The sequence below is a fragment of the Streptococcus sp. 517s genome, assembly GCF_054445985.1.
The window spans coordinates 1,031,823-1,057,482 of sequence record NZ_CM136847.1; the positions used below are offsets into that span (position 1 = coordinate 1,031,823).

The 25,660-nt window shown below is 40.6% G+C and carries 29 protein-coding genes; 7 read left to right on the plus strand and 22 right to left on the minus strand.

Going from position 1 to position 25,660, the window contains the following annotated elements; translation table 11 throughout:
• Window positions 1-4 precede the first annotated feature (4 nt).
• The 6 genes from ACVX3R_RS05255 to glmU all read right to left on the minus strand — a co-directional run bounded on the left by ACVX3R_RS05255 (window position 5) and on the right by glmU (window position 4,214).
• Window positions 5-595 (minus strand): 3'-5' exonuclease, encoded by a 591-nt coding sequence (locus tag ACVX3R_RS05255; protein WP_458794464.1) that lies wholly within the window; start codon window positions 593-595, stop codon window positions 5-7.
• Window positions 596-676: 81 nt separating this feature from the next.
• A complete protein-coding gene (gene rocS, locus ACVX3R_RS05260; protein ID WP_000021249.1) occupies window positions 677-1,171 on the minus strand; it encodes a chromosome segregation protein RocS in 495 nt (164 codons plus the stop codon).
• Window positions 1,172-1,247: 76 nt separating this feature from the next.
• Entirely contained in the window at window positions 1,248-1,940 is a 693-nt protein-coding gene (locus ACVX3R_RS05265) for a 5'-methylthioadenosine/adenosylhomocysteine nucleosidase (protein WP_033584167.1), read from the minus strand.
• A gap of 16 nt (window positions 1,941-1,956) precedes the next feature.
• On the minus strand, window positions 1,957-2,268 hold the full coding sequence (gene macP / locus ACVX3R_RS05270) for a cell wall synthase accessory phosphoprotein MacP (RefSeq protein WP_000517856.1): 312 nt from the start codon (window positions 2,266-2,268) through the stop codon (window positions 1,957-1,959).
• A gap of 11 nt (window positions 2,269-2,279) precedes the next feature.
• A complete protein-coding gene (locus ACVX3R_RS05275; RefSeq protein ID WP_458794465.1) occupies window positions 2,280-2,825 on the minus strand; it encodes an NUDIX hydrolase in 546 nt (181 codons plus the stop codon).
• Window positions 2,826-2,834: 9 nt separating this feature from the next.
• The gene (gene glmU, locus ACVX3R_RS05280; RefSeq protein ID WP_458794466.1) at window positions 2,835-4,214 is read right to left on the minus strand and encodes a bifunctional UDP-N-acetylglucosamine diphosphorylase/glucosamine-1-phosphate N-acetyltransferase GlmU; all 1,380 of its coding nucleotides are present in this window, start codon (window positions 4,212-4,214) and stop codon (window positions 2,835-2,837) included.
• A 155-nt stretch (window positions 4,215-4,369) separates the two neighbouring features.
• Between glmU and ACVX3R_RS05285 the strand changes: the two genes are divergently transcribed.
• From ACVX3R_RS05285 to lysS, 5 genes are all read left to right on the plus strand, one after another.
• On the plus strand, window positions 4,370-5,170 hold the full coding sequence (locus ACVX3R_RS05285; protein WP_458794467.1) for a glycoside hydrolase family 25 protein: 801 nt from the start codon (window positions 4,370-4,372) through the stop codon (window positions 5,168-5,170).
• Window positions 5,171-5,275: 105 nt separating this feature from the next.
• Window positions 5,276-6,118 (plus strand): DUF368 domain-containing protein, encoded by an 843-nt coding sequence (locus ACVX3R_RS05290; protein ID WP_458794468.1) that lies wholly within the window; start codon window positions 5,276-5,278, stop codon window positions 6,116-6,118.
• Window positions 6,118-6,600: an aminoacyl-tRNA deacylase gene (locus ACVX3R_RS05295; protein ID WP_247951946.1), complete on the plus strand. Its 483-nt coding sequence runs from the start codon at window positions 6,118-6,120 to the stop codon at window positions 6,598-6,600. Before ACVX3R_RS05290 ends, ACVX3R_RS05295 begins: the two co-directional genes overlap by 1 nt.
• Complete coding sequence (locus ACVX3R_RS05300; protein WP_458794469.1) at window positions 6,600-7,223, plus strand: histidine phosphatase family protein; 624 nt, start codon at window positions 6,600-6,602, stop codon at window positions 7,221-7,223. Before ACVX3R_RS05295 ends, ACVX3R_RS05300 begins: the two co-directional genes overlap by 1 nt.
• A 137-nt stretch (window positions 7,224-7,360) precedes the next feature.
• Window positions 7,361-8,851: a lysine--tRNA ligase gene (lysS, locus tag ACVX3R_RS05305; RefSeq protein WP_458794470.1), complete on the plus strand. Its 1,491-nt coding sequence runs from the start codon at window positions 7,361-7,363 to the stop codon at window positions 8,849-8,851.
• Between the two features lie 180 nt (window positions 8,852-9,031).
• Here the strand turns inward: lysS and ACVX3R_RS05310 are convergent, their stop codons facing one another.
• The 5 genes from ACVX3R_RS05310 to ACVX3R_RS05330 form a co-directional block, all read right to left on the minus strand.
• Complete coding sequence (locus tag ACVX3R_RS05310; protein WP_458794471.1) at window positions 9,032-9,871, minus strand: amino acid ABC transporter substrate-binding protein; 840 nt, start codon at window positions 9,869-9,871, stop codon at window positions 9,032-9,034.
• Window positions 9,872-9,880: 9 nt separating this feature from the next.
• Window positions 9,881-10,510: an amino acid ABC transporter ATP-binding protein gene (locus ACVX3R_RS05315; RefSeq protein WP_458794472.1), complete on the minus strand. Its 630-nt coding sequence runs from the start codon at window positions 10,508-10,510 to the stop codon at window positions 9,881-9,883.
• 10 nt (window positions 10,511-10,520) lie between these two features.
• On the minus strand, window positions 10,521-11,162 hold the full coding sequence (locus tag ACVX3R_RS05320; protein WP_000121160.1) for an amino acid ABC transporter permease: 642 nt from the start codon (window positions 11,160-11,162) through the stop codon (window positions 10,521-10,523).
• 136 nt (window positions 11,163-11,298) lie between these two features.
• The gene (locus ACVX3R_RS05325; protein WP_458794473.1) at window positions 11,299-12,528 is read right to left on the minus strand and encodes a tetratricopeptide repeat protein; all 1,230 of its coding nucleotides are present in this window, start codon (window positions 12,526-12,528) and stop codon (window positions 11,299-11,301) included.
• Entirely contained in the window at window positions 12,518-13,684 is a 1,167-nt protein-coding gene (locus ACVX3R_RS05330) for an AI-2E family transporter (protein WP_458794474.1), read from the minus strand. Before ACVX3R_RS05330 ends, ACVX3R_RS05325 begins: the two co-directional genes overlap by 11 nt.
• Before the next feature lie 144 nt (window positions 13,685-13,828).
• Between ACVX3R_RS05330 and ACVX3R_RS05335 the strand changes: the two genes are divergently transcribed.
• The gene (locus tag ACVX3R_RS05335; RefSeq protein WP_458794475.1) at window positions 13,829-14,842 is read left to right on the plus strand and encodes a lactonase family protein; all 1,014 of its coding nucleotides are present in this window, start codon (window positions 13,829-13,831) and stop codon (window positions 14,840-14,842) included.
• Between the two features lie 43 nt (window positions 14,843-14,885).
• Here ACVX3R_RS05335 and ACVX3R_RS05340 read toward each other — a convergent pair whose 3' ends face one another.
• From ACVX3R_RS05340 to ACVX3R_RS05390, 11 genes are all read right to left on the minus strand, one after another.
• Window positions 14,886-15,305, minus strand: coding sequence for a F0F1 ATP synthase subunit epsilon (locus tag ACVX3R_RS05340; RefSeq protein ID WP_000940837.1), 420 nt, complete (start codon window positions 15,303-15,305; stop codon window positions 14,886-14,888).
• Window positions 15,306-15,315: 10 nt separating this feature from the next.
• On the minus strand, window positions 15,316-16,722 hold the full coding sequence (gene atpD / locus ACVX3R_RS05345; RefSeq protein WP_000094371.1) for a F0F1 ATP synthase subunit beta: 1,407 nt from the start codon (window positions 16,720-16,722) through the stop codon (window positions 15,316-15,318).
• A gap of 85 nt (window positions 16,723-16,807) precedes the next feature.
• Window positions 16,808-17,686, minus strand: a complete 879-nt coding sequence (locus ACVX3R_RS05350; protein ID WP_061414282.1) for a F0F1 ATP synthase subunit gamma — start codon at window positions 17,684-17,686, stop codon at window positions 16,808-16,810.
• 15 nt (window positions 17,687-17,701) lie between these two features.
• Complete coding sequence (gene atpA, locus ACVX3R_RS05355) at window positions 17,702-19,207, minus strand: F0F1 ATP synthase subunit alpha (RefSeq protein WP_458794476.1); 1,506 nt, start codon at window positions 19,205-19,207, stop codon at window positions 17,702-17,704.
• A 14-nt stretch (window positions 19,208-19,221) separates the two neighbouring features.
• Entirely contained in the window at window positions 19,222-19,758 is a 537-nt protein-coding gene (locus ACVX3R_RS05360; RefSeq protein WP_458794477.1) for a F0F1 ATP synthase subunit delta, read from the minus strand.
• Window positions 19,758-20,252: a F0F1 ATP synthase subunit B gene (atpF, locus tag ACVX3R_RS05365; protein WP_000558543.1), complete on the minus strand. Its 495-nt coding sequence runs from the start codon at window positions 20,250-20,252 to the stop codon at window positions 19,758-19,760. The genes ACVX3R_RS05360 and atpF overlap by 1 nt, the downstream gene beginning before the upstream one ends.
• 13 nt (window positions 20,253-20,265) lie before the next feature.
• Window positions 20,266-20,979, minus strand: a complete 714-nt coding sequence (atpB, locus tag ACVX3R_RS05370) for a F0F1 ATP synthase subunit A (protein ID WP_458794478.1) — start codon at window positions 20,977-20,979, stop codon at window positions 20,266-20,268.
• Between the two features lie 34 nt (window positions 20,980-21,013).
• Window positions 21,014-21,214, minus strand: coding sequence for a F0F1 ATP synthase subunit C (locus ACVX3R_RS05375; protein ID WP_001054555.1), 201 nt, complete (start codon window positions 21,212-21,214; stop codon window positions 21,014-21,016).
• Between the two features lie 229 nt (window positions 21,215-21,443).
• Window positions 21,444-21,755 (minus strand): CHY zinc finger protein, encoded by a 312-nt coding sequence (locus tag ACVX3R_RS05380; RefSeq protein ID WP_458794479.1) that lies wholly within the window; start codon window positions 21,753-21,755, stop codon window positions 21,444-21,446.
• A 14-nt stretch (window positions 21,756-21,769) separates the two neighbouring features.
• Window positions 21,770-23,056: a peptidase U32 family protein gene (locus tag ACVX3R_RS05385; protein WP_458794480.1), complete on the minus strand. Its 1,287-nt coding sequence runs from the start codon at window positions 23,054-23,056 to the stop codon at window positions 21,770-21,772.
• A 136-nt stretch (window positions 23,057-23,192) separates the two neighbouring features.
• On the minus strand, window positions 23,193-23,891 hold the full coding sequence (locus ACVX3R_RS05390; protein ID WP_125389371.1) for a GntR family transcriptional regulator: 699 nt from the start codon (window positions 23,889-23,891) through the stop codon (window positions 23,193-23,195).
• 140 nt (window positions 23,892-24,031) lie between these two features.
• Here ACVX3R_RS05390 and guaA point away from each other — a divergent pair, with 140 nt between their 5' ends.
• Window positions 24,032-25,594, plus strand: coding sequence for a glutamine-hydrolyzing GMP synthase (guaA, locus tag ACVX3R_RS05395; protein ID WP_038806148.1), 1,563 nt, complete (start codon window positions 24,032-24,034; stop codon window positions 25,592-25,594).
• Window positions 25,595-25,660 lie beyond the last annotated feature (66 nt).

The window sequence follows — 25,660 nt, forward strand, 5'->3', positions numbered from 1 at the left end:
ACTCCTAGTCTAAAAATTGAGATAAGTCTAAGCTATTAAAGGGATTCATAGAAAAACTACTCTGGTCTTCTAATAATAGCTTTCCTTCATCCGATTCCAAAAAAGCTTCGTAAACACGCGCCGTCATGCGGGCATCTTCTAAACTATTATGTGACTTCCCGTGAAAGCCTAAAAAATTCGCAACAGTTTGTAATTTAAGATTGGCTATGCCGTGTAAGTCAGAACTACGCCGTTCAAAAGCCTCATCATATAGATCAACCTTATACTGGTCACGATAGTCCAAGCCATGCTCCAAGAGAATAGGCAGATCACTTTTGGACGCATTGTAACCAACCATAGGTAAATTACCAACAAAAATCTGAAAATCCCCTAAAACTTGTTCCACCATTGGCGCATCTTTCAAGGTTTCAGCTGTGATTCCAGTCAAGCCATTGATAAAACTCTTCAAAGGTGCTGTAGTATGAACATAAGAATCAAAGGCACCTATTTCTTGACCATTTTGAAAGCGAACTGCTGATACTTGAATTAAATGGGTAACCCCTTCGTATTGATTGAACTCCAAATCAAAGGCAATATAATCTCTTAATTTTTCCATCTTTTACCTCAGTTCCGACTCAATTTAAACCATAAATAATAAAAGAAGCTATCAGGTTAGTGAATAACCCAAACAGCTTCTTTATTTTCCTCCAAATAAGCGAGCAAAAAAGCCTTTTTTGGTAGCTTGAACTTCTTCTTTTGCTTGGTCCAACTCTAGTTTCAAACTTTCTTGATCCTTCATAGCTTGAAGAGTTAATTGTTGCTGTTGGTCCAATTGTTTGTCCTTTTCAGCAATCTGTCGATCTTTAACACGCATCTGTTCATCTTTTTCTGCTAACTGCTGATCTTTGGCCTTGAGCTGCTCATATAAACGAAGAATTTCAGCGTTTTTCTCATCGACTAAGATTTCCATCAGTTCGCGTTGTTTGACATCATCACTTACTGGTTCATCTTCAAAAATCGTTTTTTTATAGATTTCTTCTAGCTTAATCAAGCCACTTCGAGTAACTACAGTTACACCTTTGTCATTTTTTTTCGTGTCCTCTTCTGGAAGTTCTTTGACACGATTGTTGATTGCTTGACGAGAAAGTCCTAGGACCTCTGCAATCTCACTGACGGTCATTTCAATACTCATAATATCCTCTGAAACGTTTTCTAGCTTTTCTTTACTTAAATCTTATCATAAGCTAAATAAACTGTCAAATTTCCGCTTAATCCATAACCTTTAAAAAGGCCAGTAAAACTTGGGCAGAACGACGTCCAGCTTCAATGATAAACTCATCAAAAGAGATAGAAGCCTCGTGATTGGCATTGTCGCTCATGGCACGAATGACTAGGAAAGGTAGGCCAAGAGCCTGAGCTGCCTGTGCAATCGCTGCCCCTTCCATTTCAACTGCTAAAACATCCGGAAAGTGGGATTTGATACTAGCAATCTTATCATCTCCAGCTATAAAACTGTCCCCTGTAGCAATCAATCCTAGGTGCCAGGTCTGTTCTAATTGAGATAAATTCTCTTTAATCCTAGCGATAAAGTTCTTATCGGATTCAAAGTAAAGAGGTTGACCAGCCATCTGACCATAAGCATAGCCAAAAGCAGTTACATCCACATCATGGTAAGCCAATTTATCCGCAATCACTACATCTCCAACGGCAATCCCTTCTGCAACTGCACCTGCTGATCCTGTATTGATAACGGCATCCACTTGGAAATGGTCAGCTAACACCGCTACACTCATAGCTGACATGACCTTTCCAATCCCACTCTGAACTAGAACAACTTCTGTCTTGCCAACAGTGCCAGTGTAGTAAGTATTTCCGAGGACTTGGACTTCTTGTGCTCTGTCTAGATTCTGAGTCAAGTGTAGGAGCTCTTCTGGCATTGCTGCAATGATTCCAATTTTCATTTTATTTCCTTTTCTATTACAAAAGTTTCATCGCCAACACAAGTAAAATCAAGAGAAGGATGACTGTAAATAAGATTCTGTTTAGTTTCGAGTTAAAAACATTCCTCTTAGTATTCTCAATGCGACGGCTCTTATGAATCGTTGGCTCTACTTCGATTGTTAAAGTATCTTGAATAGAATTATAGTCTCTAGAACGTGAATAACCAAAGTTTTGTGAAGAAGTTGATAAAATTTTAGTTTCCTCGTCATCTTGAAGAGGTGGCCCAGAGATTTTCTCCCCACGATTGGCACGTTCGATTATTTCATCTGTTAACAAAGGTTTTCCCATGGGCTACTCCTCTATTTCTCTTGCAATTCCCAGTACTGGATTGCCATAATCGTCTTGGCATCACAGATACGGCCAGACTGAATTAAGTTTTTTGCTTCCTCAAGGCTGACCTCTAGAACTTCCAAGGTTTCATCATCATCTTGCGGACGAGGATTTTCCACCTTAGTTAAATCTCTTGCGAGGTAGAGTTTTAATTTTTCATTACAAAAACCAATAGCAGAGTAGAAATCATATAGAAGCTCTAACTTACCCGTATAGGCAACTTCCTCCTCCAATTCACGAAGAGCCGCCGACATGGGATCTGCATTTTCACCAATTTCCAGTTTACCAGCAGGAATTTCATAAGAGATAGCTTCAATAGCTTTTCGGTATTGCTTAACAAGGACGATTTTATCCTCAGCTGTCACAGCTAGAACACATACGCCTCCATTGTGAAAAATCAGATCACGTTGGGCAGTTCCCTTCCCTTCGGGTAGTTCCACCTGATCTTGCACTAGCTTAAAAATAGGACCTTGATAGATTTCCTTCCGGCTAATCGTTTTTTCTTCAAATTCCATGATAGACTCCTACTGATTCTTAGGATGATGAGGCAAACGTAGTGCATATTCATCTTTATTAACTTGACGTCCACGTCCAATAGCAATGGCGTCAGCTGGAACATCTTTTGTAATCGTTGAACCAGCTCCAACTAGTGAATTATCACCAAGTTCCACTGGAGCAATGATGGTTGAGTTTGATCCAACAAAGACATTATTGCCAATGACAGTCTTGTACTTATTCTTCCCGTCGTAGTTAACTGTAATCGTGCCTGCGCCAAAGTTAACATGGCTACCTACCTCACAGTTTCCGATATAGGTCAAATGACCTGCCTTGGTATTTTCACCGATTGAAGATCCTTTTACTTCAACAAAGTTTCCAATGTGAACTTGGGAAGCTAGACTTGAGCCTGGACGAATATGAGCATACGGACCGACTGTCACACCATCTGCAACTGTACTTTCCTCAATCATGGAATTCGTAATCACAGCTCCAGCTCCGATAGCGCTATCCACGATATAAGTTCCATTTCCCAAGACAGTTTCCGCCCCAATCTTCGTTTGACCTTTCAAGGTAACGTTGGCTTCGATTTGGACTTCAGGAGCAATCTCGACATCAACATCGATGTAAGTTGCTTCTGGATTGACAAAACTAACACCATTAACCATATGCTTTTGGTTGATACGACGGCGCATCACTGCTTCCGCAGTGGCAAGAGCCACACGGTCGTTTACCCCAAGACTTTCATCAAAATCCTTGAGAGTATAGGCGCCAACCTTCTCACCCGCATTACGGAAAATACCAATCACATCAGTAATATAGTATTCACCTTGGGCATTGTTGGTGTTGATGTTTTTAAGGGCCTCAAAAAGACGTTCATTGTCAAATACATATGTTCCTGTATTGATTTCCTTAATTTGCTTTTCAAAGTCTGTAGCATCTTTCTGCTCCACAATGCGAAGAACTTCAGCGTTATCGTTACGGACGATACGACCATACCCAAAAGGATCAGCTGCTTCAGCCGTTAAAATAGTCGCCACATTTTTGTGATTGATATGGAAATCCAAGAGGTTTTTCAAGCTTTCACCTGTAATCAGAGGAGTATCCCCAGCGATAACCAAGGTGTGGCCAGTACGATTTTGGAGAATGGGTTCTGCCATCATGACAGCATGCCCTGTGCCTAGTTGTTCTGATTGGGTAACAAAGTCTGTCTGACCAGCCAATACTTGCTCAACTAGCTCAGCCTTGTGACCAACTACAGTAACTGTTTTTTCAGGTTGAATAGCACCAACACTACGAAAAACATGTTCCAACATCGAAATTCCTGCTACTTTGTGAAGTACCTTTGGAAGATCTGATTTCATGCGAGTACCTTTACCTGCTGCTAAAATAATGGCATAATTTGACATAATCTTCTCTTTTCTCTAGAAATTCCCTTATATTATACCATAATTTACTTCCTTAGGAGTAAACAAACAGAGAAATAGGGGAAAACATGCTAGTTCATTCATCTTTTCAACGTTTTCTTTGATTTTTTTATCTATTTACGTTAAACTAATTAGATATGAGAAAAGAGATTCATCCAGCTATTATTTTTAGTCTATTCACCATTGTTATAGCTATTTTAATCTTTAATAAACCAGCTTATGAAGACCATTCGGTCAAGTCAAAAAGCAACACTGTCCAAGTTGAAAACCAGGCCTTGCATAATCTTGATAAACCCATTATTGACATTTCTGGTTGGCAAAGACCGGAGGAGATAAACTACGATATTTTATCTCAAAATATTTCTGGAGCTATTGTTCGTGTGCACAGTGGTACTCAACACACGGAAGCAAATGATGCGGCCTTTATCAACGGAGTTGATAAATCCTATAAAAATCACATTTCAGAATTTCAAAAGCGCAATGTCCCCGTAGCCGTTTATGCTTATCTAGCTGGTACGAACAAAGAAGAAATGGAAAAAGCGGCTGAAGTTTTCTACAATTCTGCTTCTCCATACAATCCTAGTTATTACTGGCTTGACGTTGAGGAAAAAACAATGGCCGACATGAATGACGGAGTCGAAGCTTTTCGGGCTAAACTTGAATCGCTGGGCGCTAAAAATATCGGGATTTACATTGGTGTCTATTTCATGCAAGAACATAGCATCAATACGGAAAATTTCTCTGCCGTCTGGATTCCTTCTTATGGGACAGACTCAGGCTACTTTGAGGCCACACCCAATACTGATTTAGACTATGACCTTCATCAGTATACTTCCAAAGGAAAAATTGCAGGATTTGAACATCACCTAGACATCAATCTCATTTCTACTGATAAGGAAAAAGAAGACACCTTCAGAAAGCTATTTTTAAAACCATAAAGCAAGTGAAAGTCGCAACTTTTTCACTTGCTTTTTCATTTTTTTGCCGTCTGTGTTATAATTGATAAGACAGAGAAAGAAATTTATGAAATTGAGGAGTCTAATATGTTTTCATGGATTGCACGAGTTATTAAAGGAATCGTCATCGCCTTAGGATTTATCCTACCAGGAATTTCTGGCGGTGTTTTAGCAGCTATTTTGGGAATTTACGAGCGAATGATTGGCTTTCTTGCTCATCCCTTTAAAGATTTTAAAGAGAATGTCCTTTACTTTATCCCAGTAGCTATCGGGATGTTGCTTGGGATTGGTTTATTTTCCTATCCGATCGAGTATTTGCTAGAAAATTACCAAGTCTATGTTTTGTGGAGCTTTGCTGGAGCTATCATCGGTACAGTTCCTAGCCTCCTTAAAGAATCTACTAGGGAGTCTGATCGTGATAAGATTGACCTAGTCTGGTTCTGGACTACCTTTATCATTTCAGGATTTAGCCTCTACGCTCTCAATTTTGTCGTAGGTTCACTCAGTGCTAGTTTTGTAAACTTCATCTTGGCAGGTGTTCTTTTAGCTCTTGGTGTCTTGGTGCCTGGTTTAAGTCCATCAAATCTACTCTTGATTTTAGGACTGTACGCTCCGATGCTAACTGGCTTTAAGACCTTCGATTTATTTGGTACCTTCCTTCCTATCGGGATTGGTGCAGGAGCAACTCTTATTATCTTTTCAAAATTAATGGACCATGCCTTGAACAACTACCACTCCCGTGTTTATCACTTTATTATTGGGATTGTGCTATCAAGCACCCTCTTGATTTTGATTCCAAATGCTGGAAGTTCTGAAAGCATCCAATACACTGGACTTTCTATCGTGAGCTATGTTCTCATCGCCTTCTTCTTTGCGCTTGGCATTTGGCTTGGTATCTGGATGAGTCAATTGGAGGATAAGTATAAATAATGGCAAAAAAAGTAAAGATTAAAAAAACTCTTGTCGAGCAGATCTTAACCAAAGCAGGAATTGAGCACACAGGGATTCAAATCAATGCGCTTGAGGGAGAACTTCCTTCGGAATATGATCGAACTCACATCTTTAAAACCTTGGCTCTATTAGGAGACAAAACGGGGCCAATCATCGGAATCGTTCCCATAACAGAACACCTCGCTGAAAAAAAATTAGCAAAGGTTTCTGGTAATAAAAAAGTGAGTATGATTCCACAAAAAGACCTAGAAAAAACGACAGGCTATATTCATGGGGCAAATAACCCCGTCGGCATTCGCCAAAAACACAACTATCCTATTTTTATTGATAAAACAGCTTTAGATTTAGACAAATTGATCGTCTCTGCTGGGGAAGTCGGGCATAGTATCATTATTGCTCCACAAGACTTGGCTAGCTTTGTGAAAGCAGATTTTGCAGATATCTTGGAGGAAAACAACTGATGAAACTCTATTTTGTGCGTCATGGCCGAACTATCTGGAATCTTGAAGGACGTTTCCAAGGTGCTGGAGGGGACTCACCTCTTCTTCCTGAGTCTATTGATACCTTAAAGGCGCTCGGTCAATATCTCAGCAATATCCCTTTCGATGAGATTTATTCAAGTGATTTACCAAGAGCGGTCAAATCTGCTAAAATTATCCAAAGTCAACTCCAGACGCAATGTCCTTTAGAGACTATTCCTGACCTGCGTGAATGGCATCTCGGAAAACTAGAGGGATTAAAAATTGCAACATTAGAGGCCATCTACCCACAACAAATCAAAGCTTTTCGTACAAACTTAGCTAAGTTCGATACAAGAATGTTTGAAGCAGAATCCCTCTACTCTACAACTCAACGTACCATTCAATTTATCAAATCTCTGAAGGGGAGTAAAGCTGAGAGAGTTCTAATCGTTGGTCATGGTGCGAATCTCACTGCTAGTCTTCGTACCCTTCTAGGTTATAAAGAACCCCTTCTTCGAAAAGATGGTGGTTTAGCCAATGCTAGTCTAACAGTTTTAGAAACCAAGGATTTTGAAACCTTCACTCTTGAAAGGTGGAATGACACTTCCTATCAAGGAAAATAATGGAACTTGATCTTAATGGTCAAGTTCTTTTTAGTTTTCAAAGAATATCCGTGAATTTCTTGACTATTTATGATAAAATGGGAGTATCGCAAAAAAGACTCATCGTATCAAATTTTGAGTAAAATTAGGAGGATTTCATGTCTACAGAACATATGGAAGAACTAAATGACCAGCAGATCGTTCGCCGTGAAAAAATGGCTGCGCTCCGTGAACAAGGAATTGATCCTTTCGGAAAACGTTTTGAACGTACTGCTAACTCTCAAGAACTAAAAGACAAATTTGCAGAACTCGATAAAGAACAATTACATGAATTAAACGAAACTGCTACTATCGCTGGACGTTTAGTTAGTAAACGTGGTAAAGGTAAAGTCGGCTTCGCCCATCTTCAAGACCGAGAAGGTCAAATCCAAATCTACGTTCGTAAAGATGCTGTTGGTGAAGAAAACTATGGAATCTTTAAGAAGGCTGACCTAGGAGACTTCCTCGGTGTCGAAGGTGAAGTCATGCGTACAGATATGGGAGAGCTCTCTATCAAGGCAACCCACATTACACACTTATCTAAAGCACTTCGCCCACTACCAGAGAAATTCCACGGTTTGACTGACGTTGAAACAATTTACCGTAAACGTTACCTTGATTTAATTTCAAATCGCGAAAGTTTTGAACGCTTTGTCACTCGTTCAAAAATCATCTCTGAAATTCGTCGTTATCTAGATGGACATGATTTTCTTGAAGTGGAAACACCTGTACTTCACAACGAGGCCGGTGGTGCTGCTGCCAAACCATTTATTACACACCACAATGCTCAAAATATTGACATGGTGCTTCGGATAGCTCTAGAACTTCATCTCAAACGTCTAATTGTCGGTGGTATGGAACGCGTCTATGAGATTGGCCGTATCTTCCGTAACGAAGGAATGGATGCAACTCATAATCCTGAATTTACTATGATTGAGGTTTACCAAGCTTATGCCGATTTCCATGATATTATGGATTTGACAGAAGGTATTATCCAGCATGCTGCAAAGGCTGTCAAAGGTGATGGTCCAGTCAACTACCAAGGTACTGAAATCAAAATCAATGAACCATTTAAACGTGTTCACATGGTGGATGCTATCAAAGAAATTACTGGTGTAGACTTCTGGCAAGATATGACTTTCGAGGAAGCCAAAGCTATCGCTGCTGAGAAGAAAGTTCCAGTTGAGAAACACTACACTGAAGTTGGTCACATCATCAATGCCTTCTTTGAAGAATTTGTCGAAGAAACATTGATCCAACCAACCTTCGTTTATGGGCATCCAGTAGCTGTCTCTCCACTTGCTAAGAAAAACCCTGAAGACGAGCGCTTTACTGACCGTTTTGAGCTCTTTATCATGACTAAGGAGTACGGTAATGCCTATTCTGAGTTAAACGACCCAATCGATCAACTTAGTCGCTTTGAAGCCCAAGCTAAAGCCAAAGAACTTGGTGATGATGAGGCAACAGGTATCGACTACGACTACATCGAGGCTCTTGAATACGGTATGCCACCAACAGGTGGTTTGGGTATCGGTATCGACCGTCTCTGCATGCTCCTCACTGATACAACCACTATCCGTGACGTATTGCTTTTCCCAACAATGAAATAATACTCTTCGAAAATCAAATTCAAACACGTCAGCGTTGCCTTGCCGTACTCAAGTACAGCCTGCGGCTAGCTTCCTAGTTTGCTCTTTGATTTTCATTGAGTATAAACCCTTATCCTCTGGTACTTGCCAGAGGATTTTTCGATACAAAAAGAGACTGAGGAAAAACTCAATCTCTTTTTCTTATTCTTGATTTTTAACTTGACTGGTGGCTACATCTTCCCCAAACCATTTCTGGCTGATTTCCTGGAATTTTCCTTCTTGGTATAGTGAGATAAAGGCTTGGTTCAAGGCAGCTAGCAATGTTTTATCAGCAGGTCTAACACCAACTGCAAAAGCTTCACTTTCAAATCCAGCTGAAAAGACATTATAGTCGCTTAATATCCCTTCGGACTGGAGATAATAATTAGCATATACCCGGTCAATCACCAAGGCATCAATCCGATCATTTTTCAAATCAATCAATGCTTCATTGAAACTTTGGTATTGATTGGCCTTCTGGTCTTTCACTCTATTCTTAAGTAGTTCTGGTTGTCCTTCAAAATTCAAATAACCAGAAGATCCAGCCTGAGCCCCTAAAACTTTGTCAGTCATATCCTGAACTGAGTGGATATTTTGAGACTTTTTAGAGACCAAAACTTGTTGATTTTCCATGTAAGGAATGGTAAAGGCAACCTTCTCTTTCCGTTCATCTGTAGCTGTATAGCCATTCCAGATGGCATCAATGGTACCATTTTGTAGTTCGGTTTCTTTCATATCCCAATCGATGGGTTGAAATTTAATCTGAATTCCTAGCTTTTCAGAGACAGCTTGGGCTAGGTCAATATCAAAGCCCGCGTACTGGCCATTCTTTTCCTCAAATCCCATAGGAACAAAGGTATTGTCAAAGCCAATGGTAATGCTACCCTGCTTTTGATATTTGGCCCAATTATCCTGATTTGGATCACTTGCCTTCTGAGTACAAGCTGTCAGGAAGAAGCTAAAGAACAGAGCAAGTACAAGGGCAATTTTCTTTCTCTTCATAGGCACCTCCTACTTTGGATCAACCTTAAGGATCTGATCAGCAATGTTTTCTGCAAACTGAAGGTCGTGGGTAACAACAATCTGAGTCATCCCACGCTCTTTATTTTGAAGGATAAGTTTTTCTACTTCTAATCGCAACTCTGGATCTAAGGCTGATGTAGGCTCATCATATCCAATAATTTCTGGGTTTATCATCATGGCGCGTGCTAAAGCCACCCGTTGTTTTTGCCCACCTGAAAGCGAGAAAGGAAAGGCATCTGCATACCCTGCTAACCCAAGTTGTTCTAACAAACCACGCGCCTTCTTCTCAGCAACTTCCTTCTCCATGTTCATTGTTTTTATAGGCGACAGAGTTAAGTTATCTAAAACTGACAAATGCGGAAAGAGTTGAAAATCTTGGAAAACAAATCCTAGAAGATTGCGCTTTTCTAGTTCGTCTATAGCTAGCGATTCGCCGTTATAGTAGATTTCTCCAGAATCGATGGTCTCCAGTCCAGCTAGCATACGTAATAGGGTTGTCTTTCCGCCTCCTGATGGACCTACGATTGCGAGGATTTGCTTCTCTGGAATTGATAGGCTGAAATTGGTTAAGATTTGTTTGCCACCAAAGGCTTTGTTGATGTTTCGTAATTCTAACATAGCAATCCTCCTATCTGTAATAACTGTACTTCTTCTCAAGTTTTTTCGCTACAATGGTTACAAGACCAATCATGATCAAATAAATCGCTCCAGCTAAAAACATAGGCACAAGGCTGGCATCTCGATTGGCTGCTGTACGACTAGCCAAAATCAAATCTGAAATCCCAAGGGCATAAACCAATGAAGTATCCTTGACCAAACTCATAATCTCATTAAAAACACTCGGTAAGACAATTTTTGTAACCTGAGGCAAAATAATATAGCGCACTGTGTCAAAAGGACTAAACTTCAAGACCTTAGCAGCCTCATACTGCCCTTTGGGAATGGTTTCAATTCCTCCACGAAAGATTTCAGCAAAGTAGGCTGCATAGTTCAATACAAAAGCAATTACAGCAGCTGGCAAACGATCTAAACGTATCCCAACACTAGGGAGCACATAGTAAATAAAGATTAATTGCAAAAGCAAGGGAGTTCCTCGCATTACCCAAATATAAAGGTCAATAAGATAATGGAGGGGTTTCCAACGGACCTGCAAAGCAAAGGCAACGACAATACCTAAGGGAATTGAAAAAATTAAAACTAGAGCAAAGACTTGAAGTGTCATACTTGCACCGTTTAACAAACTTGGTAATATCTCAAACATATAAGACATACTGCACCTCCTAAAAATAATTGTTCCTATTATAGCATAAATAAACAATTTAGCAAGAGTTTTTGTAAAAAAATTCCATTTCTCCTAAAAAAACGTATCTGACAAATTGACGGATACGTTTTTAAAGAGATAACTTTTAAAGTGTTTCTAAGAGTTCTTGCATCTGAACATCATCTGGAACGAGTTTTAAATAGGCTTCAACTTGTATCTTGGCCTCTTCAAAATATCCCAATTCACGCAAAAGATAAGTATACTGCTCCAGAAACTCAGGATTATCCTTGAGGTCAGACGATAACTCCTGATAAAGCTCATAAGCCTTATCTAAATCCTCAATTTTTTGGTAAGAACGTGCAATCATCCACCTAGTCAAGAGATTTTCAGGTTCTTGACTTTGGAGAGCAATGATATCTTCATACCGCTCTTGTTCCATATAAATAGTTGCAAGACGAAGGAAAATTTCTTCTGTATCCTCTGCATCATCCTTAGCAGTAATGAGAAACTGCTCTGCAGCACTAGGATCATGCAATTCGTACGAGAACTGAGAAGCAGCTAGTAAGAGCCGAGTCTCAAATGGATTTTTCTCCAGTCCTTTTTTAACGATACGAAGGGCTTCTTCCACCTGATGTTCCTTGTGCAAGGCTTGACTGTACCCGTATTCATATCCTTCAAAATCAGGTGAAATGGTATCAATCTGCTTAAAGTAAAGAACAGATTTTTGATACTCTTCTTGGTCAAAGTAAAGACTAGCCAGTTCAAAGGCAGTTTGATCATCGTATTCTAGTTCTAAGGCTTTTTCTAAGAATTCAGTTGCAGCTTCAAACTTACCTAACTGGGCATAAGCATAGCCAATTCGCTGATAAGTTGAGACGCCCGTTTGCTCATAGATAGAGCGATTGTCTAATTGAGCATAACCCTGAATAGCTTCCTGATAATTCCCTAACTCGCTATCCAACTCAGCCAAACCAAAAACTAATAAGGGATCGTCTGAGTAGTTTAAGGCTTCCAGTAACTTTTCTCGTGCTACATCTGTCAATCCTTCCAACTGGTAGAGGTCTGCCTTCAAGGTCAAGGCCGATACGTACCAGTCACTTTCGGGTATGATTTCCTCAAGGTAAGCAAAGGCTTCCTCAACATTGCCATCCTCGCTAGCAATGCTGGCTAAGTTCAGATTCACTTCTGGAAATTCTGTAACGATATTTTGGTAAATTTCTTTTGCTTGAGGATAAAAGCCAATTCCCTCTAGATAGCTTGCTAGTTCATAGAGAACCTCACTTGAATCTGTTTCAAGGGCTTTGTGAAAACACTGATCTGCTTTACTTAAATCTTGTTCATCCAAAGCCTTGAGCATACGTTGACTATTGTTCACTCTTGATTTCCTCTCCTTCTTCTTCATACAAACCGCTGACTTCTTTATACCAGTTAAAGATAGCTGAGATAACGACCTTGGCAGAGGCATAGACAGGAATTCCCAGCAAGACTCCCCAGATACCAAACATAGATCCTGAAGTCAGGAGAACAAAGAGGACATTGATCGGATGGATGTTTAACTGACTACCTAAAATAAGCGGAGAAACGAAGCGACCTTCAATCGTTTGTTCAACAATAAAGACAATAATCACTTTCAAAAGCATGACAGGCCCCGCTATTAAGCCTAAAACCAGAGCAGGCAACATCGCTAGAAAACTACCTAGGTAAGGTACTAGATTGAGAATACCAGCCGTAATCCCCAGGGTCACAGCATATCTGAGACCAATAATCTTAAAGAAGATAATAAACATAATCGCCACGATAATAGCAACTGTAACCTGCCCTCTGACGTAGTTTGACAACTGTTTATTAACATCTGACAAAACTTGTCCTACTGGTTCCTTTAACTTCGTAGGAATAAACTTGGTCAAATAATCTCGCAAACCTTTTCCATCGCGTAAAAGATAAAAGAGCATGAAAGGTACGATAATGACCGCTACAATAACCTGGGATACACTGCTGACAAAGGCACTCACCCAGTTAACGGCTTGGGAAGAGATTTTGCTCGCCCACATGGTCGCCTCAGTAGAAATATTGGCAAGAACCTGCTCCAACTGTGGCCTAAAATCATCTGGTAAACGTTTAGTTACAAGGTCATTGATCACCTTATCAGCATCTTCCAGGTATGTCGGCACATTCTTCGCAAAATTTAAGACTTGACGTTGCAGATTTGGAATAGCAACCGCCAGCCCCCAAATGATAAAGAGACCAATTATAACAAAGAGAATACTAATGGCAAGAACACGATTGATTTTGTGTTTCTCCATCCAGTCAACAATCGGATTGAGGAGATAATAAAGTAAACCAGATAAAATAACTGGCAACATGACAACTCCTAGAAAATCTAAAACTGGTAAAAAAATAAAACTAATCTTACTTAGAATGAAAAGGTTCAAGCCCAGTAACAAGGTTACCAAGAATACAGTAATAGCTTTATTATCTAAAAACCACTTGAAGAACCAAGATAGGCTAAAATGTTTCTCTTTATGTTCCATAAATACATCCTTTCTGTCATTCTCTCATTATACCATTTTTAGACTAAAATAACTCTTTTTTAAAGTGCTTACATAGATTAAATGAACACTTCCTGACTGTCATTTTGTGGTATAATAAATTTATCATTATTAAGAGGTATGGACATGAAAGAAACTGTTTATTTTGGAACTTACACTCGTCGCTTATCTAAAGGGATTTACAAGGCAGATTTTAATACAGAAACAGGCCAGCTTACAAATCTTGAACTCTTTGCTGCTGAACCAAGTCCGACCTACCTTGCCTTTGACCAACAGCAACACTTATACACCGTAGGGAGCCAGGATGGTTTGGGTGGAATCGCTGCTTACAAGACCGACGGCACCTTATTAAATCATGTGGTGGAAGAAGGCGCTCCTCATTGTTATGTGGCAGTAGATGAAAAACGTAGTCTCGTTTACGGAGCCAACTATCATAAGGGGCAAGTACTGGTTTATAAACGTCAAACGGATGGTAGCCTCATCCAAACGGATCTAGATCAGCATAGTGGACAAGGTCCTCATGAAAATCAAACTTCTCCTCATGTCCACTTTACAGATCTAACACCTGACCAGTATCTCGTCACATGTGATTTAGGTACGGATGAAGTAACGACCTACGATGTTAGTCCAGAAGGAAAACTAAGTAAACTCTATACTTATCATAGCCAAGCTGGAGCAGGGGCTCGCCATATCGTTTTCCATCATCATTATAAGATTGCCTACCTCATCTGTGAACTCAACAGTACCATTGAAGTCTTGATTTACGATGGTGTTGGTGAATTTGAACGCATGCAAGTCATTTCGACCTTGCCAGACGGATATGAGGGATTTAATGCTACTGCTGCCATTCGTCTTTCAAAAGACGGCAAATACCTCTATGCATCCAACCGAGGTCATGATTCCATTGCAGTCTATACAATTCTCGCTGATGGTAGTTTGGAATTATTAGAGATTGTTCCAAGTCATGGTAAAACACCACGTGATTTCGACCTTACTCCTGACCAAGAATTTCTAATTGCAGTTCACCAAGATTCAGATAATGCAACCGTCTTTAAACGTAATCCCGAAACTGGTCGATTAGCTGAGCTTTCTAACGATTTCCAAGTTCCTGAAGCTGTTTGCATCACATTTAAACATTAATGTAAAATAAAAATGAACTTGCTTAAGCAAGTTCATTTTTATTTTATAGTTTATTTCCGACATTGATACGGTTAATGGCGCGTTGCAAAGCAACCTTAGCTCGCCGTTCTTGGTCAATCAAGTGTTTATCTTGTGCTTCTTCAATCTCACGTTCAGCACGAAGTTTAGCACGTTGAGCACGGCTAATATCGATATCACGAGCACGTTCTGCTGAGTCTGCTACAATAGTAATGATGTCATTGGCAATCTCGATAATTCCTCCGTTCACTGCAATCCAGTTCACATGAGTATCATCATCAATTCGTTTTACCTTTACTTCATCAACTGCTAAAACCGCAATCATATTTTCATGTCGTGGCAAGATCCCCATCTCACCATCCAGAGTTCGTACCGATACAAAGCTGGCATGGTGATCATAGACGAGGCCATCTGGTGTCACGATCTGGACAGTTAAATGAGCCATAGATCACCTCTTAAAATCCCATTTTCTCAGCTTTTGCAATCACATCTTCGATTGAACCGACACCACGGAAGGCATCTTCTGGTAGATGGTCATGTTTTCCTTCAAGGATTTCCTTAAAGCCGCGAACTGTTTCCGCTACTGGTACATAAGAACCAGGTTGGCCAGTAAATTGTTCGGCAACGTTAAAGTTTTGAGACAAGAAGAACTGGATACGACGGGCACGAGCAACCAAAGTCTTTTCTTCATCAGAGAGTTCATCCATACCAAGGATAGCAATGATATCTTGCAATTCATGGTAACGTTGAAGGACACGTTTGACCTCAGCAGCAACTGCATAGTGCTCCTCACCAACAATCTCAGGTGCCAAGGCACGAGAGCTTGAAGCTAGAGGATCAACGGCTGGGTAGATACCCAACTGTACCAACTTACGTTCCAAGTTTGTAGTTGAATCCAAGTGAGCGAAGGCTGTTGCTGGCGCAGGGTCAGTATAGTCATCCGCTGGCACGTAGATAGCCTGAATAGAGGTTACAGAACCCTTCTTCGTTGATGTGATACGTTCTTGCAATTGACCCATTTCCGTAGCAAGTGTTGGTTGGTAACCAACGGCTGAAGGCATACGACCCAAAAGGGCAGATACTTCTGAACCAGCCTGAGTGAAACGGAAGATATTATCGATAAAGAGAAGCACATCTTGGCCTTCTACATCACGGAAGTATTCAGCGATTGTCAAACCAGTAAGGGCAACACGCATACGTGCTCCAGGTGGTTCATTCATCTGACCAAATACCATGGCTGTTTTCTCGATAACACCTGATTCTTTCATTTCCCAGTAAAGGTCGTTCCCTTCACGAGTACGTTCCCCAACACCAGTAAATACTGAAATACCACCGTGTTCTTGGGCAATATTGTGAATCAATTCTTGGATCAAGACAGTTTTACCAACTCCGGCACCACCGAAAAGTCCAACTTTACCACCTTTTAGGTAAGGGGCAAGAAGGTCGATAACCTTGATCCCTGTTTCCAAGATTTCAGATGAGGTAGACAATTCATCAAAAGTTGGAGCTTTCTTATGAATTGGCTGACGCTCAGCGTCTTCAGCGAAAGGAGCATCCAAGTCAATCGTATCTCCCAAAACGTTGAAGACACGTCCCAAAGTTTCTTTACCTACTGGTACAGAGATTGGACGGCCTGTGTCCAAAACTTCCATTCCACGAGTCAAACCATCTGTTGATTCCATGGCGATCGTACGAACCATACCATCACCCAACTCCAAGGCTACTTCAAGGACGATTTTTGTTTTTCTTTCGTCATTTTTGTAGACGACAAGTGCATTATTAATCTCAGGAAGTGTTTCACCTGCTGCGAACAAGACGTCGACAACGGGTCCAATAACCTGAGCAATTTTACCTGAACTCATCTCCTTCTCCTATTCTATATAAGATACTGTCGGTTCCTAGTTCACCTAGGTCCTAAGTTCATTTTGATACGAGAGAGGCAAAGCCTTATTCTAAGGCACTAGCCCCCGCTACAATTTCTGTAATTTCTTGTGTAATCGCCGCCTGTCTGGCACGGTTATACTGGATTGTCAAATCATTGATGACTTTCTTGGCATTATCAGTCGCCGTTTGCATGGCTGTCATACCTGCAGCATTCTCAGCTGTCTTGGCATCGATTATAGCCCCGTATATCATACTTTCTGCAAACTGAGGTAACAACTGCTCTAGAATCTCATCACGACTCGTTTCCAACTCAAAGGTCAAGCTATACTCTTCATCCGCTTCATTTGGATCTAAGTCAACAATCGGCAGCATTTGTTCCACACGCATTTGACTTGTGAGAGTATTGACATGATGATTGTAGCAGACGTATAATTCATCAAAAAGTTCGTTTTGGTACATCTCAATCGTTTTTGAAATAATTTTACGAACTTCATCAAAACTAGGTTGATCTGCCAAGCCACGTAGTTCATAGATTGGCTGAATGCCACGAGCCTTAAAGAAATCAGCTCCCATCCCACCGATACAGATTATCTCAAAACCTTTACCATCTGGATGGTATTCTTCTTTCAGCTCCATAACGGCTTTAAGGATGGAAGCATTATAACCTCCAACCAAGCCACGGTCTGAAGTGATAACGATATAGCCTGTTTTCTTAACTGGACGACTGATGAGCATCGGATTGGTTGAACCACCAGATCCGTTACCATGCAGAATATCCGTCAAAAGCTTACGAACTTTCTGAGCGTAAACTTGGAAGTTGCGAGCCGCTTCTTCAGAGCGACCTAGTTTAGCAGCCGATACCATTTGCATGGCATTAGTGATTTGACTAGTATTTTTTGTTGAGGCGATTTTTGTTTTAATATCATTTAGAGATACTGCCATCTGACACCTCTATTCTTATTGGAAGCTGGATTGATTGAGAAACTCTGTAATCGCAGCATCCAAGACTGCTTCTTCTGGCAAGTCTTTTGTTTCACGAATAGTTTCCAAAATCTCTGGATGTTGTGCATCAAAGAAATCATGAAACTCTTCCTCAAAACGAACAATGTCATCTACAGGAATCGTATCCAAGAAACCATGTGTCAAAGCATAGAGAATGGTTACTTGTTTCTCAACAGGTAATGGTTTGTGAACTGGTTGTTTCAGAACTTCAACGGTACGACGTCCACGATTTAACTTAGCTTGAGTAGCCGCATCCAGATCAGAACCAAACTTAGTGAAGGCTTCCAACTCACGATATGAAGCAAGGTCGATACGAAGTGTACCAGCAACCTTCTTCATAGCTTTGATTTGTGCAGAACCACCTACACGAGATACAGATGAACCCGCATCGATGGCTGGACGAATACCTGCATTGAAGAGACCATCGCCAAGGAAGATTTGACCATCTGTGATTGAAATCACGTTGGTTGCGATATAAGCAGAGATATCTCCTGCTTGTGTTTCGATAAATGGTAGGGCTGTGATTGAACCACCACCAAGCTCGTCAGAAACTTTAGCTGAGCGCTCAAGCAAACGGCTGTGGAGGTAGAAAACATCCCCTGGGAAGGCTTCACGACCTGGTGGACGACGAAGCAAGAGAGAAAGTTCACGATAAGCTACCGCTTGTTTTGAAAGATCATCATAAACGATCAAAACATGCTTACCTTGGTACATAAACTCTTCTGCCATAGCCACCCCAGCATAAGGAGCTAGGAAGAGCAATGGAGATGGTTGTGAAGCAGAGGCTGTCACAACGATTGTGTAGTCCAAGGCACCGTACTGACGAAGTGTTTCTACTTGCGTACGAACTGTTGATTCTTTTTGTCCAATCGCTACATAGATACAGATCATATCTTGACCTTTTTGGTTCAAGATCGTATCAATTGCAATAGTTGTTTTCCCTGTCTGACGGTCACCGATGATCAACTCACGTTGACCACGACCAATCGGTACAAGGGCGTCAATAGCTTTCAAACCTGTTTGCAATGGTTCTGATACAGACTTACGCTCCATAACACCAGGAGCTGGTGCTTCCACTGGACGAGTCTTGTCAGTATGGATTTCTCCAAGACCGTCAACTGGACGACCAAGTGGGTCAACAACACGTCCAATCAGGCTATCACCCACAGGGACCTCCATGATTTTACCTGTACGGCGAATGGTATCACCTTCACGAATATCTGTAAAGTCTCCAAGGATGATAATCCCAACGTCTGTAGACTCCAAGTTTTGCGCCATCCCATAAGAGCCGTTTTCAAAAATCAACAGCTCTCCACTCATGGCATTTTCAAGACCGTGAGCACGCGCAATTCCGTCCCCGATATAGGTTACAACACCTGTTTCAGACACATCAAAATTGGGTTTGAAATTTTCAATTTGTTGCTTAATTAAAGCGCTGATTTCTTGTGCGTTAATTGCCAAAAGAACACCACTTTCTATTTCAAATTTTCTTTAACAACTCGAAGTTGTTGTTTAATACTCACATCAATTGTCTTGTGATTAGCAAAAATGACAAAACCACCAATGAGTCCTTCATCAATTTGTTCTTTGATACTCCGTACTTTCAGAGACATTTTTTTCTCTATCAAGGGAAGCAAACGTTCCTTCTGTTCGTCCGTTAAAGGATGAGCTGAAGAAATCGTAACTACAAAATGATTGGTTTCTCTTTCAAGACGATTCAAACAATCAACAATGATATCATAAAAAAGATTTGCTCTGTGATTGTAAATCAGAACCTGAATAAAGTTTTGCATTAAAGGTGAGACAGAGTCTTGAAAAAAAACAACTGTTTTTTCCTTATCAGACTCATCAACTGCCACCTGAGCTAAAAAAGAAGGTAAGCCCGTTTCTTCTGCGACTTGCTTGATTTGATCCAAGTCTGAAAAAATCCGGTCCTCTTCTCCTTTTTCAATCACTAATTGGACAAAAGGCATGCTGTACTTTTCAATTACCTTTGCTGTTTTCTTGTCCATTAGGCTTCTCCTAGCTGATCGATATATTGATCAATGAGTTCCTTATGAGCATGACTGTCAAGGTTTTTTGAGATGATTTTACCAGCGAGACTAATCGTCAAATCTGCCACCTCGCCCTTAACACTTTGCAAAGCTTCAGCTTTATTCTGAGCAATTTCTTGATTCGCCTTCTCTTTTAAGCGACCTGCTTCTACTTTAGCATCAGCCAGAATATCTGCTTTGCTCTTTTCTGCAGTCTCTTTAGCATTTTCAATGATTGTTTTGGCTTCGTTGCGACTACCAGCCAATTCATCTTCACGTTTTTGGGCAAGAGTTTCTGCTTTTTGACGAGCCTGTTCAGCTCCATCAATATCAGCAGCAATTTTATTTGCCCTTTCTTCGAAGACACTTGTCAAGTTTGACCACGCATATTTCTTAACTAAGACAATCAAAAGGATAAAAGAGCCAGCGATTAAAATAAAGTTACCAATTAATTCACCTACTGTTACGTGCATCTGTTACTCCTTTCTACTCTTCATCATTAATTTTATTTCCTAGATACATAGAAGACAAGACTGTGAATACATAAGCCTGAACACAGGAAATAAACACAGAAAACGCCGTCCAGACTAGATTGGTAACAAATGCGACTGGATACCAATAAAGAGCCTGATGTGAAAGTGTGATAAGCAGACTAGCCATCACTTCTCCGGCAAAGATATTTCCGAATACCCGCAAAGCAAGTGATAGGAAATTCGTGACTTCTTCAAGGAGATTCATCGGTGTCATAAATCCTGGGGTAACAAAGCCTTTCAGATATTTTTTAACACCACGGCGACGAATTCCTTCTATATGGGTCATCAGGATAATTCCAAATGACAAAGCCAAGTCAAACTGGAGATTTGCAGTTGGCGATGTCCAAAGGTTTGTCCCATCTGTAGTTTGAAGTTTCGCCATCAAACCAAGATTGTTTGCGATAACCATAAAAAGAAATAAACACAAGTAAAAGAGTGAGTAATCTTTCATGTACCGAGAACCTACGTTGGGTTCTGTAAATCCGACTACAAAGTCATAGAGATACTCTAGTGCATTTTGCTTTCCTTTGGGTTTCACAGTCATATTACGACTTGCCCAATAGATAAAGCCAAAAATCAGTGCCACAGACAACAAAGTCAATGCTGTCAAGGTTAAATCAAAGGTAACAGGACCAATATTGATGGTTGGATTGATACTTTCTTCCATCTAGAATCCTCCCTTTTCCATTTTATACTTCTCTTTATTTGATGATAAATGAAAATACGAGAGTTACAAAGAATGTTCCTTCGATAAAGGCAATCCCCATGATCATTAAGCTACGCAATTGTGGAATGATGTCTGGTTGGCGAGCTGCTGACTTGAACAAACCGTTCATCAACATACCTTCTGCAAGGGATACACCCATACAGGCAAGACAAAGACCGAAAAATGTTAAATTCATGATGAATTCTCCTTTTATTTAAAATTTACTTATTTAGTTTAGTCCTAAAATTTTGATTTGTCAACTTTTTACTCATATTGAAAGCGTTTCAGATGATTTATTTCTATTTTTGCCATTTTTATCCTATTATATAGAAAAATTTCTCATTTTAGAGCGAGTGTTTTTCCACTTTCACTCTGTTTTCCTAAATAAAATGCAAAATCCAAGTTTAAAACTTGGATCTTGCATTTTATTTGAAATAGTAGGAATAGTGTTGTTTACAACCTGGATTAAATGGGGATTTGCAATAAGGGCAAGTTATCTGCTTTTGATATTCTTGAAATGTTATTGTCCTCTTACAAGCCCCACATAAAATCGGTCGATCCTCCGCAAGCGTCAAGGGGTAAGGTGAAAACAAATGCGTTTCTATAGCATTGTGGCACTGATAGCAAGCATAGTATTTTTTACACTCATAGCACTGGAGGGAAATAATATCCTTTTCACCGTGATAGTGAACACATCTGCTTTCATTATCTACCAACAATCCTTGCACTTGAATCATTCACTTTTCCTTCTCTAGGCACGAACTGTGACACTTGTCCCGTCTTCCTTATAGAGATTGATAAGACCTTCCTTAAGAGCGCGGACCATGTCACCTGCCTGAACAGGTTGGGGAACCTTGATGGTCAAGAGTTCCATTGGATTTGGAGCACGGTCGATTTTATTTCCTTTAGAATCGTGAAGATTTTCGATATAGGTTTCAAAATGACGGAAACCTGGTCCGTAAAACTCAACTTGATCGCCTTCGTTAATTACATTCCGTTGACGAATAGTTGCTGTCTGGGTTGCTTCATCATAAGCTACCACTTCAGCAACAAACTTGTATTCAGGGATTTTACGGCGTGCACCAAACAACTGTTCATTTTCTGTAGGTGTACTATAATAGAAACCTGTTGCCAATTCACGTTGGGCAACCTTCCACATCTCATCTACCAAGTCTTGTTTGATAGCTTCAAATTTTTCTGGGCTTTCAAGGTAAGCATCCACAGCCGCCTTGTAACAGTTGGTCACAGTTGAAACATAGTGGATGGACTTCATACGACCTTCAATTTTTAGACTATCTACACCATTTTCAATCATATCTGGAATATGGTCAATCATAGACATGTCAACGGCTGACATCGAAAATTCTTCTGGGATTTCACCCTTAAGGCTCTTACGTTCTTGGCCAAAAGGCATATCGTAGAGATCGTATTTCCAACGGCAAGATTGAGAACAACCACCACGGTTAGCATCACGCATACTCATGTGGTTTGAAAGCGTACAGCGACCTGAGTAAGAAATACACATGGCTCCATGGACAAAGGCCTCAATCTCCACGTCTGTACGTTTGCGAATCTCTGCCAATTCTTCCATTGAAACTTCACGAGCCAAAACCACGCGAGTTAGACCAAGTTCTTTCCAGAACTCTAGCGTTTCATAGTTAGTCGCACTGGCTTGAGTTGAAAGATGGATTTCAAGACCTGGTGCTTCTGTTGCTGCAATCATGATCAAGGCCGGATCTGACACGATAACTGCCGCAATCCCAATGTCTCGCAACTTACGGAACCACTCACCAGCCCCAGCTTCGTTTCCTTCGTGCATAACCATGTTGGCAGCCACATAGACCTTGGCACCATGCTTGGCAGCGAACTGCACACCTTCTTCCATCTGTTCAAAAGTGAAGTTTCCTGCACGGCTACGAAGACCATAAGCTTGTCCACCTATAAAAACAGCATCAGCTCCATACCGAACAGCCACTTTTAGCTTCTCTAAAGTCCCTGCAGGCGATAAAACCTCAGGACGTTTTAATGTTTTTGTCATGTTTTCTCCTATTTGCAATATAAAAGTTTGACGTTTTTCCTTCTCATTTTATAGTAAATAATGAATAAAATCAAGCCTAGGCAAATTGTTTTGACAATTCTAATCTTCTTAGAAACGAAAAACTAGTCTTCTGAGACTAGTTGTTTTCAAGATAAAATTCAAAACGTTCACCCACATACTGACTCTTGACATATTCAAAAGCTGTCCCATCATCGAGATAGGAAACCTGAGTCAAGGCTAAAATGGCATGCCCCTTTTCGACTTCTAGATAGTGAGCAATTTTTTCCTTAGCTAATCTCGCATAAATGGTCTGTTGGGATTTTCCAATTCGGTAACCATGTTCTTGCAAGGTTTGGAAGAAATGACTGGTGATTTCTTCTTTTTTGAAATCCTTAATGAATTTCTCAGGAATGGATGCGACTTCATAGACTAGCGGAACTTGGTCAGCGTAACGCACCCGTTCCATGCGAATAATATTCTCTGTCGGAGTAATCCCTAGCTTTGCGACCTCTTGCTCATTTGGAATGGTTCTTCTGTAAGAAATAAGTTGGCTAGAAGGTACTTTGCCCTGAGATTTGACAATCTCCGTAAAACTGGTCGTCCCCCGCATTTTTTCTTGGACACGAGTGCTAGAGACAAAAGTCCCACTTCCTACACGACGCTCCAAAACTCCTTCCTCAACTAAGAGAGAGATAGCCTGGCGTAATGTCATCCGGCTAACTTGAAACTGTTCAGCTAAATCTCGCTCACTTGGAAGTCTCTCACCAATTTTCCAATGATGCTCATCTATATCCTTCTTGATTTGATCGTGGATTTTCATATAAGCTGGTAGCATGATTCTCACTTCTTTTCTTTATTTTCTCCATTGTACCGTATTTGCTAAGAAAAAGTCAAACTTTGCCTTGTTTAGTTGGTAATTCGCCCCTATTTGTGATAAAATATTGAAAAAGATATTTCTTTTGAGAAAGGAAAAAGATGAGCAACATTTCAACTGATTTGCAAGATGTCGAAAAAATCATCGTGCTGGACTATGGTAGCCAATACAACCAGCTGATTTCACGCCGTATTCGTGAAATTGGTGTTTTTTCTGAGCTAAAAAGTCACAAAATCTCAGCTGCAGAGGTTCGTGCGATTAACCCTGTAGGGATCATCCTCTCTGGTGGACCAAACTCTGTATACGAAGATGGTTCATTTGATATTGACCCAGAAATTTTTGAACTTGGCATTCCAATTTTAGGAATCTGCTATGGTATGCAACTTTTAACTCATAAACTTGGAGGAAAAGTTGTCCCTGCAGGTGATGCTGGTAACCGTGAGTATGGCCAATCACCACTTACTCATACCACTTCTGCCCTCTTTGAAGGAACACCAGAAGAACAGATTGTTTTGATGAGCCATGGCGATGCTGTTACAGAGATTCCAGCTGATTTTGTTCGTACTGGTACTTCTGCTGACTGTCCTTATGCAGCCATTGAAAACCCAGAAAAGCACATCTATGGTATCCAATTCCACCCAGAAGTGCGCCATTCTGTATACGGAAATGATATCCTTCGCAACTTTGCCCTTAACATCTGTAAAGCTAAGGGTGACTGGTCAATGGACAACTTTATCGATATGCAGATCAAGAAAATCCGTGAAACTGTAGGTGACAAGCGTGTTCTTCTCGGTCTATCAGGTGGTGTTGACTCTTCTGTTGTTGGAGTTCTTCTTCAAAAAGCAATCGGTGATCAATTGATCTGTATCTTTGTAGACCACGGTCTTCTCCGTAAGGGAGAGGCTGACCAAGTTATGGACATGCTTGGTGGTAAGTTTGGTTTGAACATTGTCAAAGCAGATGCTGCTAAACGCTTCCTTGACAAACTTGCAGGTGTTTCTGACCCTGAGCAAAAACGTAAAATCATCGGTAACGAATTTGTTTATGTCTTTGATGACGAAGCTAGCAAGCTAAAAGATGTGAAATTCCTTGCTCAAGGAACGCTTTACACTGACGTGATTGAGTCTGGTACAGATACTGCTCAAACCATCAAGTCGCACCACAACGTTGGTGGTCTTCCAGAAGACATGCAATTTGAATTGATTGAACCATTGAACACTCTTTATAAAGACGAAGTCCGTGCCCTCGGTACAGAGCTTGGTATGCCAGACCACATCGTATGGCGCCAACCATTCCCAGGACCAGGACTTGCTATCCGTGTCATGGGTGAAATCACTGAAGAAAAACTAGAAACTGTTCGTGAGTCTGATGCTATCCTGCGTGAAGAAATCGCTAAAGCTGGTCTTGACCGCGATATCTGGCAATACTTCACTGTCAACACAGGTGTTCGTTCAGTTGGTGTTATGGGTGATGGTCGTACTTATGACTACACAATCGCCATTCGTGCGATCACTTCTATCGATGGTATGACAGCTGACTTTGCCAAGATTCCTTGGGAAGTCCTTCAAAAGATTTCTGTACGTATCGTCAACGAAGTGGACCACGTTAACCGCATCGTCTACGATATTACAAGTAAACCACCTGCAACCGTTGAGTGGGAATAGGCCAATCGCACTTAAAAAGAACTCTGAATCAGATTCAGAGTTCTTTTTTATATGCAGGGAAAGCAT

Bases quoted from the DNA above. Each gene is read 5' to 3' on its own strand.
- lysS (WP_458794470.1), top strand. From the start codon at position 7,361: ATGTCTACAGAACATATGGAAGAACTAAATGACCAGCAGATCGTTCGC.
- atpF (WP_000558543.1), bottom strand. From the start codon at position 20,252: ATGCACGTAACAGTAGGTGAATTAATTGGTAACTTTATTTTAATCGCT.
- ACVX3R_RS05340 (WP_000940837.1), bottom strand. From the start codon at position 15,305: ATGGCTCATTTAACTGTCCAGATCGTGACACCAGATGGCCTCGTCTAT.
- glmU (WP_458794466.1), bottom strand. From the start codon at position 4,214: ATGTCAAATTATGCCATTATTTTAGCAGCAGGTAAAGGTACTCGCATG.
- ACVX3R_RS05290 (WP_458794468.1), top strand. From the start codon at position 5,276: ATGTTTTCATGGATTGCACGAGTTATTAAAGGAATCGTCATCGCCTTA.
- guaA (WP_038806148.1), top strand. From the start codon at position 24,032: ATGAGCAACATTTCAACTGATTTGCAAGATGTCGAAAAAATCATCGTG.
- ACVX3R_RS05375 (WP_001054555.1), bottom strand. From the start codon at position 21,214: ATGAATTTAACATTTTTCGGTCTTTGTCTTGCCTGTATGGGTGTATCC.
- ACVX3R_RS05265 (WP_033584167.1), bottom strand. From the start codon at position 1,940: ATGAAAATTGGAATCATTGCAGCAATGCCAGAAGAGCTCCTACACTTG.
- ACVX3R_RS05320 (WP_000121160.1), bottom strand. From the start codon at position 11,162: ATGTCTTATATGTTTGAGATATTACCAAGTTTGTTAAACGGTGCAAGT.
- ACVX3R_RS05360 (WP_458794477.1), bottom strand. From the start codon at position 19,758: ATGGACAAGAAAACAGCAAAGGTAATTGAAAAGTACAGCATGCCTTTT.
- ACVX3R_RS05390 (WP_125389371.1), bottom strand. From the start codon at position 23,891: ATGCTACCAGCTTATATGAAAATCCACGATCAAATCAAGAAGGATATA.
- rocS (WP_000021249.1), bottom strand. From the start codon at position 1,171: ATGAGTATTGAAATGACCGTCAGTGAGATTGCAGAGGTCCTAGGACTT.
- ACVX3R_RS05310 (WP_458794471.1), bottom strand. From the start codon at position 9,871: ATGAAGAGAAAGAAAATTGCCCTTGTACTTGCTCTGTTCTTTAGCTTC.
- ACVX3R_RS05255 (WP_458794464.1), bottom strand. From the start codon at position 595: ATGGAAAAATTAAGAGATTATATTGCCTTTGATTTGGAGTTCAATCAA.
- ACVX3R_RS05295 (WP_247951946.1), top strand. From the start codon at position 6,118: ATGGCAAAAAAAGTAAAGATTAAAAAAACTCTTGTCGAGCAGATCTTA.
- ACVX3R_RS05275 (WP_458794465.1), bottom strand. From the start codon at position 2,825: ATGGAATTTGAAGAAAAAACGATTAGCCGGAAGGAAATCTATCAAGGT.
- atpD (WP_000094371.1), bottom strand. From the start codon at position 16,722: ATGAGTTCAGGTAAAATTGCTCAGGTTATTGGACCCGTTGTCGACGTC.
- ACVX3R_RS05350 (WP_061414282.1), bottom strand. From the start codon at position 17,686: ATGGCAGTATCTCTAAATGATATTAAAACAAAAATCGCCTCAACAAAA.
- ACVX3R_RS05300 (WP_458794469.1), top strand. From the start codon at position 6,600: ATGAAACTCTATTTTGTGCGTCATGGCCGAACTATCTGGAATCTTGAA.
- ACVX3R_RS05335 (WP_458794475.1), top strand. From the start codon at position 13,829: ATGAAAGAAACTGTTTATTTTGGAACTTACACTCGTCGCTTATCTAAA.
- ACVX3R_RS05385 (WP_458794480.1), bottom strand. From the start codon at position 23,056: ATGACAAAAACATTAAAACGTCCTGAGGTTTTATCGCCTGCAGGGACT.
- ACVX3R_RS05315 (WP_458794472.1), bottom strand. From the start codon at position 10,510: ATGTTAGAATTACGAAACATCAACAAAGCCTTTGGTGGCAAACAAATC.
- macP (WP_000517856.1), bottom strand. From the start codon at position 2,268: ATGGGAAAACCTTTGTTAACAGATGAAATAATCGAACGTGCCAATCGT.
- atpB (WP_458794478.1), bottom strand. From the start codon at position 20,979: ATGGAAGAAAGTATCAATCCAACCATCAATATTGGTCCTGTTACCTTT.
- ACVX3R_RS05285 (WP_458794467.1), top strand. From the start codon at position 4,370: ATGAGAAAAGAGATTCATCCAGCTATTATTTTTAGTCTATTCACCATT.
- ACVX3R_RS05380 (WP_458794479.1), bottom strand. From the start codon at position 21,755: ATGATTCAAGTGCAAGGATTGTTGGTAGATAATGAAAGCAGATGTGTT.
- ACVX3R_RS05330 (WP_458794474.1), bottom strand. From the start codon at position 13,684: ATGGAACATAAAGAGAAACATTTTAGCCTATCTTGGTTCTTCAAGTGG.